The following is a 12,740-nucleotide window of genomic DNA, read 5'->3' as shown; positions in this document are numbered from 1 at the left end:
ATTTCCATTTCACAAAGCCGTAACACAAGTCGATTCGACTTCCGAATGCGGCGCGCCGACGCAGGACCGAGCCGACTCGGCGCGCACGACCTCAGTTCTCGGACTCGGTGAACACCTCGTCGCGCTTGGCGCGCAATACAGGTAGCACCGTAAGGACGAGCAGGCTTGCCGCGACCGCAAGCAGCACCGCCGACAACGGGCGCGTCAGGAACACGCTCCAGTCGCCACGCGAGATCAGCAGCGCCCGGCGCAGGTTCTCCTCCATCAGCGGTCCTAGCACCATGCCGAGCAGCAACGGCGCCGGCTCGAAATCGTGCTTGATCAGCCAATAGCCGACGAGACCGAAGACGCCTGCGAGGATGACGTCGACCGGCGCGTTGTTCACCGAATAGATGCCGATCGCGCAGAAGATCACGATCGAGGGGAACATCAGCCGATAGGGCACGCGCAACAGCCGCACCCAGATTCCGACCAGCGGCAGGTTGATGATGATCAGCATCAGATTGCCGATCCACATCGAAGCGATCATGCCCCAGACCAGATCCGGCTGCTTCTGCATCACCTGCGGACCGGGCACGATGCCGTGGATGGTCATCGCGCCCACCATCAGTGCCATCACCGCGTTCGGCGGGATGCCGAGGGTGAGCAGCGGAATGAACGAGGTCTGTGCCGCGGCATTGTTGGCACTCTCCGGCCCCGCCACGCCCTCGATCGCGCCGCGGCCGAACCGGGACGGGGTCTTTGAGAGCTTCTTCTCGAGCGTGTAGGCCGCGAAGGACGCGATCACCGCGCCGCCGCCGGGCAGGATGCCGAGGATCGAGCCGAGCACGGTGCCGCGCAGGATCGGCGGCGTCGCATCGCCGAGGTCCTTCCTGGTGGGCATCAGTCCGGTGATCTTCTGCTGCACCAGATCGCGGTTCATTTCGGCGCCGTGGTCGAGGTTGCGGATGATCTCGGCAAAGCCGAACACGCCCATCGCCACGGTCGCAAAGCCGAGACCGTCGGCGAGCTCGGGAATGTTAAAGGCCATGCGCGAGGCGCCGGTCTCGATGTCCGAACCGACCATTGAGAGCAGCAGTCCAAACACGATCATCGCAATCGCCTTCAGCACCGAGCCCTTGGCCAGCACCACCGCGAAGATCAGGCCGAGCACCATCAGCGAGAAATATTCGGCCGGACCGAACGCCAGCGCGAGTTTCGTCAGCGGTGCGCCGAGCAGTGCGATCAGGATGGTCGCAACGCAGCCGGCGAAGAACGAGCCGATCGCGGCGATCGCGAGCGCCGGACCGGCGCGGCCCTGCTTGGCCATCTGGTGACCGTCGATGGCGGTCACGACCGATGTCGCCTCACCGGGTATGTTGACCAGGATCGACGTGGTCGAGCCGCCATATTGCGCGCCGTAATAGATGCCGGCGAGCATGATCAGCGCGCCGACCGGCGGCAGCCCGAAAGTGATCGGCAGCAGCATCGCGACGGTGGCGATGGTGCCGATGCCAGGGAGAACGCCGACCAGCGTTCCGACCAGGGCGCCGATCAGGCACATCAACAGGTTGATCGGGGTGAACGCGACGGCGAAGCCGTGAGCAAGATTGGCAAAGATATCCATCACGCCCTCACTGGATCAGGAAACGCGGATACATCGGCATCGGCAGCCCGAGCACATAGGGAAACAGGATTGCGCAGCCGACCGTCAGGCAGGCGCCGACGATCACCGCTTCCAGCCAGCGCGTCTCGTGAGAGCCCGTCGCCGCGATCATGAAGCTCGAGAAGGCCGTGACAACGAGACCGAGGGACCGGATCGACAGGGCGAAGAACAGGATCGCCGCCACCACGAACAGCGGCCCGCGCCAGGAATAATGCGCAAGCGCCGGTCCCGCCGTGATCAGGCCGGTCAAGGCGATGCCGGCAGACAGGGCAACCAGCAGCCCGCCGAACATACGTGGCGCAGTGCCCGCACCGAAGGAGAAGCCACGCATGCCCTGCAAATCGCTCGATGCCCACAGCGCAAACAGGGCAACGGCCATCAGCACGACGCCGCCGACATAATCTTGCGCCGAGCGGATGGTCATAAACAGCGTGAGGATCGCCACCGCAAACAGCGGATAGGAATAGATCAGCGCCAGCAGCACCTCGGACGACATCTTCTTGGCGCCGCCGCCGAATGATCCGAAGAGGGCGCTCGGCGCGCCGGCCAGCAGCGCCGTCGCATGACCGGTGACGACCGCCGCCGGACCGCGGCCGGTCCCCCAGCCGAAAATCGTCCCGATCGACCAGATCAATTCGAAAATCTGCGGCGCAATCGCCAGCAGACAAAAGCCGAGCGCCACCCGGGTGTTTCGGGTGGCCGTCGCTGAGTGGCCCATCGTGTCGGCCATGCCTGTCTCCTCCGCGACCTGTAAGTCACGAGCACTGTTGTTCTAAATCGGCTGGAACTGGATACCCGCCCGGATCACTGCCTAGCGATTTTCATCAGACAATGCCAGCAAAACCCAACACGCCGCGGCAAGCAAAAGCCAGAGCTGGATTGATGCGCGAGATGGACGCGACCACTGCAACCATCGCGGTCAGACGCAGTGCAGCAATTGCTGGATCGGCCCGATTAACGTCACGATAAGCGTTCGGACCTGGCAAGTCCTGCGAGGTCGGAGCGGTGTCCTGGTCGGCCTCTGGTGCTTCGCCTCAACCGCGGTGCAGTGGGTCTCGCGCACTGCCGGCGCAGCGGCGACGGCGAAGAGCGAGATCGGGCCGAAGTGGAGATCAGCGCCTAGTCGGCTTGCGGCTCGTCACGCTGCTACTTTCCGCCGCAGGAAATTGAACGTCGCTGAGACTGACATTGTCCGTTCGCTGGAGCAGCAGCGTCATCATGCGCATGGCCGCAACGATCGGGACTGCCGGGCAGGAGATGCGCAAGGATTCGGCACATCGGGCTGGCGACCTCTGGCAAAGGCCAGAGCCGCGATAGGCCCGGCACTCCGAAGCCTATCCAAAGGGAACCGCGGGATCGCGCCTCCAACCCTCTGTTTTTCGAAAGCTTTGCCCCCTATATTGGGGGTGCCGGTTCGCCGGCTATGGAAATAAACGGTCGTCGCAATAAACCATTCGGACCCGGGGGCGGTACCCGGCGCCTCCACCAAAGCCCACCATCGGGCGTGCCCGAAGCTGGGCTTTGGCGGGGGCGAAATAGGATCGACGAGGGCGTAAAGGGCGTACTTTTTCCCGGTATTGTTCCGCCGTTATCGGGCTACTGCAATAGTTGCCAACGACAACTTTGCTCCGGTTGCTCAGGCTGCGTAACGCAGTTTGAAAGACCACTCTAAAGTCCTAGCGGGTTAAGCTCCGCTAGGCGGGGTTCGGAGGCACCTGACAACAGAAGCCTCCACTTTACTCTTTGATTCTTCCCCGGCGGGGACTCCTGCTCGCCCGTCAGGCGCGGTACTATTGCGACTTGGCGAGTCGGATCGGCAGGGTTCGGCTGCTTGGATGCAACAGGACCACCATGGCGACCGATCATATCCGATACGATGTGCTGGCCCGCGATGCGCTGCGCGGCGTGCTGCGGAAGGTGCTGACCGATGCCGCAGCCCATGGCCTGCCGGGCGAGCATCATTTCTTCATCACCTTCGTGTCCAAGGCCGAAGGCGTGAAGCTCTCGCCGCGGCTGCTCGCACAATATCCGGAGGAGATGACGATCATCCTCCAGCACCAGTTCTGGGACCTGACCGTGCTCGAGGATCGTTTCGAGGTCGGCCTGTCCTTTGGCGGCATTCCGGAGCGGCTGGTGGTGCCATTCAGTGCCATCAAGAGCTTCCTCGATCCGTCCGTGAAGTTCGGCCTCCAGTTCGACACCTCCGACGTCGCCGAGGTCGCGCCGGACAATCTGCCGGCAGCACCCGCGCCATCGGCCGTATCGGTCCCGGCACCTGCCGCGGAGAAGCCGGAAGCTGCCGACGAGTCGCCGCCGCCGAGCCAGGGCGGCGCCGAGGTCGTGCGGCTCGATCGTTTCCGCAAGAAATGATCTAGGTTGGGCGCAGAGCCATCGCGCCCGGCCAACTGTCTATATAGAAGAGCACATGAAGAGGCCGTGCGGCGTTTCGCGCGGCAGAATGGATGTGCTCATGGCCAAAGCGTCCCGCTCGAAGACTGCCCGCCCCGCAACCCGCACCGAGACCGACAGCTTCGGTCCCATCGAGGTCGCCGCCGACCGCTATTGGGGGGCGCAGACCGAGCGCTCGCGCCAGAATTTCCGCATCGGCACCGACCGCATGCCGATCTCACTCGTGCATGCACTCGGCATGGTCAAGTTCGCCGCCGCGCAGTCCAATCTCGAGCTCGGCCTGCTCGATCGGCGCCGTGCCAACGCCATCATCCGCGCTGCGCGCGAGGTGATCGAAGGCAGACTTGACGACCATTTTCCGCTTGTCGTGTGGCAGACCGGCTCGGGCACCCAGAGCAACATGAACCTCAACGAGGTGATTGCCAACCGTGCCAACGAGCTGCTCGGCGGCGAGCTCGGCGCCAAGAAGCCGGTGCATCCCAACGATCACGTCAACATGAGCCAGTCGTCGAACGACTCCTTCCCGACCGCAATGCACATCGCGGCGGCAAGCCGCATCAATGCCGATCTCGTCCCTGCCCTCGGCGAGCTGCTGCGCGCTCTGCGCAAGAAGGAGAGGGAGTTTTCGAAGATCGTGAAGATCGGCCGCACCCATACCCAGGATGCGACGCCGCTGACGCTCGGTCAGGAATTCTCCGGCTATGCCGCGCAGGTCGAAAGCGGCATCGCCCGGCTCAAGATCGCGGTGAAGGACCTCTATCCGCTGGCGCAGGGCGGCACAGCCGTCGGCACCGGTCTCAACTCGAAGCCGCGCTTTGCCAAGCTGTTCGCAAAGCACGTTGCCGGGATTACGAAGCTCCCCTTCACCAGCGCCGCCAACAAATTCGAGGCGCTGGCCTCGAACGATGCCTATGTGCTGGCGCACGGCGCCATCAATTCGGTCGCGACCGGCCTGTTCAAGATCGCCAATGACATCCGCCTGCTCGGCTCCGGCCCGCGCTCGGGCCTCGGCGAATTGATCCTGCCGGAGAACGAGCCCGGCTCCTCGATCATGCCGGGCAAGGTCAACCCGACCCAGTGCGAGGCGATGACCATGGTGTGCTGCCAGGTGTTCGGCAATCACACCGCGATCACGGTCGCCGGCAGCCAGGGTCATTTCGAGCTCAACGTCTACAAGCCGGTGCTGGCCTACAACATGCTGCATTCGATCCGCCTGATGGCGGATGCCGCGCGCTCCTTCACCGAGCATTGCGTCAGCGGCATCCGCGCCGACGAGAAGCGCATCAAGGAGCTGATGCAGCGCTCGCTGATGCTGGTGACGGCGCTGGCTCCGAAGATCGGCTACGACAACGCCGCCAAGGTGGCCAAGACGGCGCACGCCAACGGCACCACGCTGAAGGAGGAGGCGCTGCGGCTCGGCTTCGTCTCGGCCGACGAGTTCGACCGCCTGGTGCGCGCTGAGAAGATGATCAGCCCGGGATGATTCCGAATTCCGATAGCCATCCGTAATGATACGGACGCTCGGCGCCCAAAAATATGCGGTTTTGGGGGCGGGATTTGATTACCGTCAATGTTGCGGCGGGGCGGCGTGTTACGCAGCTCCACTGCCCTCGACGGGGCGAAATTCATCGTTTGATGGCCCAAGGGCCGATTGACGAGGACGAGCGAATGGCGATCAAGTCTTCTGCGGCGCAATGTGGCGCCCTGTTTCTGAATGTTTCATCCTGCCTGAAGAGGAGCGGATGATGGAGACGCGGCATGGGGAACGTCATCAACCTGAATCGTTTCAGGAAGCGCGTCGAGCGGGAAGCCTCGGCGAAGCAGGCGGACGCCAACCGGGCGAAGTTCGGGCGCACGAAGGCGGAACGGTCGTCCGAGGCGAAGCGGGCGGACCAGGCCAAGGAGCATCTGGACCAGCACCGGATCGATCGCGAGGAGCAGCCATGAAGTCGCCGGTCGTGAAACGATCGATCGTCGTCGCCGGCCACAAGACCAGCGTCAGCCTGGAAGAGGCGTTCTGGAACGGCATGAAAGAGATTTCCGGCCTGCGCAACATGACGTTGTCCGAGCTGGTCGGCGAGATCGACAACAACCGCCAGCAGGGCAATCTGTCGTCGGCGATCCGCCTCTTCGTCCTGGACTACTTCAAGAGCCGCGCCATGGCCGCCCAGCCGGACAAGGTCCCGGCCCAGTAGCCGTCGGGGGCGCCCGCGACGGCGCCCCGGCCTCTGCACTTTAAAATCGCTCTAAGGTGCAGCTTCGGCGCGCGGGCACGCTTGACCTCAATGCCCGGCGTTGAAAATACAGGGCATGACCGACACCACTGATACGCGTTCGCACATGCCGCTGGGTCTGGCCCAGCGCGGCTATACCGGCGTCATCCAACACCTTGCCGCCAAAGAGGCTGGCTCGGCGCTTTCGGACGTCGAGCTCGAGAGCCGCCTGATCGAACTCGGCTTCGTCGAGGGCGCCCGGGTCGAGATCCTGCATGAGGGGTTGGTCGGGCGCGATCCGATCGCGGTACGGGTCGATAGCACCACGATCGCGGTCCGCCGTCGCGAAGCCATGGCCATCATCGTCGCCTGACGCGCGACCGCAATCTGCCCCAGGCCCTTGATCCCATGGAAGCACCGCTGCTGCATCTCGCCCTGGTCGGCACGCCCAACAGCGGCAAGACCTCGCTGTTCAACGCGCTGACCGGCAGCCGGCAGAAGGTCGCGAACTATCCCGGCGTCACGGTCGAGCGCAAGGAAGGCTTCTTCGTCACCCCGCTCGGCCGCCAGGTCTCCGTGGTCGACCTGCCCGGCACCTATTCGCTGCGCGGCCGCAGCCCGGACGAGGAGATCACCCGCGACTTCGTGCTCGGCAAGGCCTCCGGCGAGACCCTGCCCGATCTCGTGCTGTGCGTCGCCGATTCCACCAATCTGCGCCTGACCATCCGCCTGCTGCTGGAGCTGAAGCGCACCGGGCGGCCGATGATCCTCGTGCTCAACATGTTCGACATTGCAAGCCGCCGCGGCATCACTGTCGACGTCGCGCGGCTCGCCAAGGAGCTCGGCGTGCCCGTGGTCACCTCGATCGCGGTGCGCAAGGGCGGCACGGCCGACCTGCTCAAGCTGACCGACGAGATTTCCGCAGCGCTCGCCGCCGAACCGGTTGAGAACAGCTGGCGCGCGCTCAGCGTCTCCGAGCTGCGCGCCACCCAACGCGAGGCCGATCGCATCATCGCCGACTGCGTCAGCCTGCCTGCTCGCCCCGACACCTGGACCGCACGGATCGACGCGATCGTGCTGCATCCGGTCGGCGGGCTGATCGTGCTCGCGCTGATCCTGTTCGTGATGTTCCAGGCGGTGTTCGCCTGGGCGCAGCCGGCGATGGAGCTGCTGAAGTCCGGCTTCGACTCGCTCGGCGAGCTGGTGCAGGCCACCCTGCCCGACGGCTTGCTGCAAAGCTTCCTGCAGAACGGCGTGATCTCCGGCGTCGGCAGCGTCATCGTGTTCCTGCCGCAGATCATCCTCATCTTCCTGTTCATCCTGCTCCTGGAAGATTTCGGCTACATGGCGCGCGCGGCGTTCCTGATGGACCGCATCATGGGCGGCGCCGGCCTGCACGGCCGCGCCTTCATTCCGCTGTTGTCGAGCTTTGCCTGCGCCATTCCCGGCATCATGGCGACGCGCGTCATCGACAACAAGCGCGACCGGCTGACCACGATCCTGATCGCGCCGCTGATGACCTGCTCGGCGCGCATCCCGGTCTACACGCTGATCATCTCCGCGTTCATCCCGGCCAAGGACGTCTGGGGCTTCATCAATCTGCAGGGCCTCGTCATGTTCGGCCTCTATGCCGCCGGCATCGTCAGCGCGCTGGTGGTCTCGTTCGTGATCAAGTTCTTCATGCTGCGCGACTTTGTGCCGGCGCCGTTCATGTTGGAGCTGCCGGACTACAAGATGCCGCGGCTGAAATCCATCGTGATCGGCATCTACACCCGCGCCAAGATGTTCTTGCAGCGCGCCGGCACCACGATCTTCTCGATGATGGTGCTGATCTGGTTCCTGGCCTCCTTCCCGCAGCCGCCCGCGGGCGCGACCGGGCCGGCCATCGAGTTCAGCCTGGCGGCGATGATCGGCAAGGCGCTCGAGCCCCTGCTCGCCCCCGTCGGCTTCAACTGGCAGATCGCGGTGGCGTTGATCCCGGGCATGGCGGCGCGCGAGGTCGCGGTCGCGGCGCTCGGCACCGTCTATGCGATCGAGGGCGGCAACGAAGCGGTCGAGCAGATCGGCCAGGTGCTGGCGACAAAATGGTCGCTCGCCACCGCGCTGTCGATGCTGGCCTGGTACATCTTCGCCCCGCAATGCGCCTCCACGCTCGCCGTGATCCGGCGCGAGACCGGCAGCTGGGCCTGGATGGGCGCCACCTTCGCCTACATGCTGGTGCTGGCCTATGCGGCGAGCCTCGTGACGTACAACGTCGCCGTCGCGCTGGGGGCGGGGTAGCCCTTCCAAAACGAAACTGCGAAAACAACCCCATGCACAGTAGACCGGGGGTCGTGAAATCAATGAGTTACGCGCAAGGCAACGATCCGGCCGTCGCCCGTTGACCCGTCGGGCAAAACAGGGGCATGATGTCACGATCAGCCCGCAGCGATAGCAGCATGAACGACGACACGCCTCGGAAGCGGCGATCTGTCGCCGTGGACCATTTCACCACCGACCGCCTGACCGCCGAACGGTTGCGCGAGGATCACCTCGCCGACCTCGTCGCGCTGCATCGCGACGCCGAGGTCTCCCGCTATCTCGGCGGGGTGCGGACGCCCGAGGTCACGAGGGCTTATCTCGCAACCAACATGGCCCATTGGGACCAGCACGGCTTCGGACTCTGGACGCTGCGAACGAAGGACGGGGCCTTCGCCGGACGGGCGGGCATTCGGCACATTCTCGTGGACGATGTCGACGAGGTCGAAATCGCCTACGCGTTCAAGCGCGACTTCTGGGGCCAAGGATTTGCCAGCGAGATCGCGACCGCGCTGACGGACATCGGGCTGTCACAGCTCGCACTGCCGTCTCTCATCGGCATTGTGTATGTCGGGAACGGTGCATCGCGGCGCGTGCTAGAGAAGTCGAACTACCAGCTCGAGCGAAGCACGAACCGTCACGGCGAGGACGTCGTGATCTACCGCATCCGGCACTGAGGGCAGCAACGGGATGGACCGCGAGCGGACCGTTTGTGTTCATTTTTGAACCGACACCATCCACGGGTCGGCACAGTCTGAGCGGCAACGAACCGGTCGCCGGACCGCCAGTCGGGCGGGAACTCATGCCCGGCCTAGGAGTTCCTTAGACGGACCTTTTCAGTCAAATCCGGCTCCCGGCATGCGCCTGGAGCGCATGGAGCTTTGGGAAGATACGCGTAAGGGGGGTTCATGACCGGTCAATCCTCCGCTGCCCCAGGCAGCGACTTCAAGGATTTGCCGCGGGTGTCAACCGGCAGCGAAGGGCTGGACGACATCCTTGGCGGCGGCCTCGATGCCAACCGGATGTATCTCTACGAAGGCCGGCCGGGCACAGGCAAGACTACGATTGCGCTCCAATTCCTTCTTCGGGGCGTGCGCGACGGCGAACGCGTTCTCTACGTTTCGCTCTCCGAGACCAAGAGCGAGCTCACAGTGGTGGCACAGCGGCACGGCTGGTCGCTGGACGGCGTCGATATCTTCGAGCTCGTTCCGCCGGAAACGACGCTTGATCCCGAGCGGGAGCTGACGGTTTTTCATCCCGCCGAGATGGAGCTGAGCGAGACCACAGGTCTGATCTTCAAGGAAGTCGAACGGATCAATCCCACCCGCGTGGTGCTCGACAGCCTGTCCGAATTGCGCCTGCTGGCGCAGAACCCGCTTCGCTACAGGCGCCAGGTTCTGGCCCTGAAGCACTTCTTCACCAATCGCAACTGCACCGTGGTTCTGCTCGACGATCTGTCATCCTCCCAGGATGATCTGCAACTGCATTCGATCGCGCACGGCGTGGTGATGCTCGAGCAACTGGCCATCGATTACGGTGCCGAGCGGCGGCGGCTTCGCGTGATCAAGATGCGCGGCATCCGTTTCCGGGGCGGCTTCCACGACTTTACCATCACGCAAGGGGGGCTGCGGATCTTTCCCCGGCTCGTCGCAGCCGAACATCACAGATTATTCGATGGTGAGATGGTGACCAGCGGCAACCCCGAGCTCGACCAGCTCCTGGGAGGGGGGCTCGAGCGCGGCACCAACGCTCTTCTCCTCGGCGCGGCCGGCGTCGGCAAGTCGTCAGTTGCGCTAACTTACGCCATCGCGGCGGCGGAACGCGGCGAGCACGCCGTATTCTTCGCCTTCGATGAAGGACGCGGAACGGTTGAGGCACGCGCCAAAGCGCTCGGGCTGCCGCTGGACAAACATCTCGCGTCCGGAAATATCCGCTTTCAGCAGATCGATCCCGCCGAATTGTCGCCGGGTGAGTTCGCGGCAACGCTCCGCCGGAGCGTCGAGGTCGACAATGCCCGCATCATCGTCATCGACAGCCTGAACGGCTATCTGAACGCGATGCCGGATGAACGCTTCCTCGTTCTGCAGATGCATGAACTGCTCAGCTATCTGGCCCAGCAGGGCGTGCTCACCATCCTCATTCTCGCCCAGCATGGGCTTGTCGGTCCCATGGATACGCCGCTCGACCTCAGCTATTTGAGCGATGCAGTGGTGATGCTGCGTTATTTCGAGTTCGCCGGAACGGTTCGGCGCGCCTTGTCGGTCGTCAAGAAGCGAAGCGGCGGCCACGAGCATGGCATCCGCGAATTCCGACTCGGTAGCAACGGAATCAAGCTCGGCCCGCCACTTCATGAGTTCAGCGGCATCTTTTCCGGCAATCCCCGCTATACCGGCACGGCCCTCCCGGAAGGGCCGCTCGAATGAGCGCGCAGCGCGATCACCGCGTTCTCGTCTTCGCCCCGGTGGGCCGCGACGGGCCGGCATCGGCCGAACTTTTGCGCAACGCGAACCTCGAGGCGGTCAATTGCCGGGACTTGGCCGAACTCGTCACCGAAATGACGGCAGGCGTCGGCACGGTGTTTCTTGCCGAGGAAGGATTGTTCGGCAAGGACACCGCGGCGCTGGCGCAGTGGATCGCCGGCCAGCCGCCGTGGTCCGATCTGCCCTTCGTCGTTCTCACCAGTCACCGGGAGCGGCCCGCGGTCGTCGCGTGGCGACGCAGTATCGTCGAGCTTCTCCGCAACGTGTCGCTGCTCGAGCGGCCGGTTCAGCCGATCACGCTGACCAGCGCCATCCAATCGGCGATGCGGGCACGCCGGCGCCAATATGAAATCCGGGCCTTGCTGGAAGCGCGCGAACAGACGGCGCAGGAGCTCGAGAAGCTCGTGATCGAGCGGACCCGGGCGCTGGAAGAAGCCAACGAGCAGCTTCGGCTCGAGATGAAGGAGCGCGCCCGGGTCGAGGAAACGCTTCGGCAGGCCCAGAAGATCGAGGCCATCGGCCAGCTCACCGGTGGTGTCGCCCACGACTTCAACAATCTGCTGATGGTGATTTCCGGCGGGCTCGACATGCTCGACCGCCAGACGGATCCGAACCGCCGTCGCCGCCTGATGGATGGGATGATCCAGGCCGCGCAGCGCGGTGCCAGCTTGACCAAGCAGCTTCTGGCATTTTCTCGGCGGCAGAAGCTGCGGCCGCAGCCCGTCGACGTCGCCGCGCAGATCGGCGGAATGCGCGAACTGCTCGATCGCAGCCTGAGAGGCGACGTCCACGTCGAGTTCGACTTTCCGGAGCAGCTTTGGCCGGTCGAGGTCGACCCCGGCGAGCTCGAGCTGGTCATTCTCAACCTGGCCGTCAACGCCCGCGATGCCATGCCCCACGGCGGCACGATCATCGTGCGCGGAGAAAACCTGCCCGATCTCAAGGACGATCAGATCTCCGGCGACTACGTCCGGCTATCCGTGATCGATACCGGCATCGGTATGCCTCCGGAGATTCTCTCGCGCGTCTTCGAGCCGTTCTTCACGACCAAGGACGTCGGCAAAGGGTCCGGGCTTGGGCTCGCGCAGGTCCATGGATTTGCGACGCAGTCGCAAGGCACGGTGCGCATTCAATCGGAGGTCGGCCGCGGCACGAGCATCGAGCTGTACCTGCCGCGATCGTTCGATGCTCCGTCGAGCCCGCGACATCTCGTCGATCTCACCAGGGCGAGGCCCAAGAAGAGCAATCAGGGCCGGATCCTGCTGGTGGAAGACGATGACGAGGTTGCCGCGCTGGTCAGCGAGATGCTGGGCCAGCTCGGCTACGACGTCACGCGCGCCTCCAGCGCCGCGGCAGCGCTTGGTGCCCTGGCGGATGGCCGTCCCATCGATCTGATCTTCTCCGACATCATGATGCCGGGCGGCATGAACGGGGTCGAGCTTGCGCGCGAGATCAGGACAAGACGAAGCGACATACCGATATTGCTGACCAGCGGTTACGCCGAAGCCTCGGTCCATGAAGCGGAAAGCGCTGGTATCGAGATCCTGCCCAAGCCCTATCACATCGATGAGCTGGCTGCAGCCTTGGCCGCGGCGAAGTCAAGTCTTCGGCGCGATGCAGGCGCCAAACGCTCCAACTCGTGCTGAGAGTCCCTCCGGACTTCGCTGCGCTCAACTCCGAGCGCGATCTCCGGAG

Annotated in this window: 11 protein-coding genes and 1 other RNA gene; 10 read left to right on the top strand and 2 right to left on the bottom strand. The window is 64.3% G+C overall.

What is annotated here, in order from left to right; genetic code table 11:
* Positions 1-91: 91 nt before the first annotated feature.
* The gene (locus tag I6F36_RS32715) at positions 92-1,606 is read right to left on the bottom strand and encodes a tripartite tricarboxylate transporter permease (RefSeq protein WP_036006571.1); all 1,515 of its coding nucleotides are present in this window, start codon (positions 1,604-1,606) and stop codon (positions 92-94) included.
* A 7-nt stretch (positions 1,607-1,613) separates the two neighbouring features.
* Complete coding sequence (locus I6F36_RS32710) at positions 1,614-2,375, bottom strand: tripartite tricarboxylate transporter TctB family protein (RefSeq protein ID WP_036024976.1); 762 nt, start codon at positions 2,373-2,375, stop codon at positions 1,614-1,616.
* A 639-nt stretch (positions 2,376-3,014) separates the two neighbouring features.
* On the opposite strand from I6F36_RS32710, the gene ssrA reads away from it, so the two are divergent.
* The 10 genes from ssrA to I6F36_RS32660 all read left to right on the top strand — a co-directional run bounded on the left by ssrA (position 3,015) and on the right by I6F36_RS32660 (position 12,691).
* Positions 3,015-3,381: a transfer-messenger RNA gene (gene ssrA / locus I6F36_RS32705) on the top strand.
* Between the two features lie 115 nt (positions 3,382-3,496).
* On the top strand, positions 3,497-4,015 hold the full coding sequence (locus tag I6F36_RS32700; RefSeq protein WP_036006568.1) for an SspB family protein: 519 nt from the start codon (positions 3,497-3,499) through the stop codon (positions 4,013-4,015).
* Between the two features lie 88 nt (positions 4,016-4,103).
* A complete protein-coding gene (gene fumC / locus I6F36_RS32695) occupies positions 4,104-5,537 on the top strand; it encodes a class II fumarate hydratase (protein WP_225172888.1) in 1,434 nt (477 codons plus the stop codon).
* A gap of 275 nt (positions 5,538-5,812) precedes the next feature.
* Positions 5,813-6,001: a DUF4169 family protein gene (locus I6F36_RS32690; protein WP_109144934.1), complete on the top strand. Its 189-nt coding sequence runs from the start codon at positions 5,813-5,815 to the stop codon at positions 5,999-6,001.
* Entirely contained in the window at positions 5,998-6,249 is a 252-nt protein-coding gene (locus I6F36_RS32685; RefSeq protein WP_025038043.1) for a ribbon-helix-helix domain-containing protein, read from the top strand. Before I6F36_RS32690 ends, I6F36_RS32685 begins: the two co-directional genes overlap by 4 nt.
* Before the next feature lie 115 nt (positions 6,250-6,364).
* The gene (locus tag I6F36_RS32680) at positions 6,365-6,640 is read left to right on the top strand and encodes a FeoA family protein (protein ID WP_036006563.1); all 276 of its coding nucleotides are present in this window, start codon (positions 6,365-6,367) and stop codon (positions 6,638-6,640) included.
* Positions 6,641-6,675: 35 nt separating this feature from the next.
* Positions 6,676-8,547, top strand: coding sequence for a ferrous iron transporter B (locus tag I6F36_RS32675; RefSeq protein ID WP_225172887.1), 1,872 nt, complete (start codon positions 6,676-6,678; stop codon positions 8,545-8,547).
* A gap of 197 nt (positions 8,548-8,744) precedes the next feature.
* The gene (locus tag I6F36_RS32670) at positions 8,745-9,242 is read left to right on the top strand and encodes a GNAT family N-acetyltransferase (RefSeq protein ID WP_225157844.1); all 498 of its coding nucleotides are present in this window, start codon (positions 8,745-8,747) and stop codon (positions 9,240-9,242) included.
* A gap of 231 nt (positions 9,243-9,473) precedes the next feature.
* The gene (locus tag I6F36_RS32665) at positions 9,474-10,988 is read left to right on the top strand and encodes an ATPase domain-containing protein (protein ID WP_225114693.1); all 1,515 of its coding nucleotides are present in this window, start codon (positions 9,474-9,476) and stop codon (positions 10,986-10,988) included.
* The gene (locus I6F36_RS32660) at positions 10,985-12,691 is read left to right on the top strand and encodes an ATP-binding protein (RefSeq protein WP_036006556.1); all 1,707 of its coding nucleotides are present in this window, start codon (positions 10,985-10,987) and stop codon (positions 12,689-12,691) included. The genes I6F36_RS32665 and I6F36_RS32660 overlap by 4 nt, the downstream gene beginning before the upstream one ends.
* Positions 12,692-12,740: the final 49 nt, after the last annotated feature.

Origin of the sequence: Bradyrhizobium sp. BRP19 (assembly GCF_020194195.1) — a bacterium.
In the GTDB taxonomy this organism is placed as follows: Bacteria; Pseudomonadota; Alphaproteobacteria; order Rhizobiales; family Xanthobacteraceae; genus Bradyrhizobium; species Bradyrhizobium yuanmingense.
Note: the sequence above shows the minus strand (reverse complement) of the source record. Positions and strands in the feature narration are given on the sequence as shown.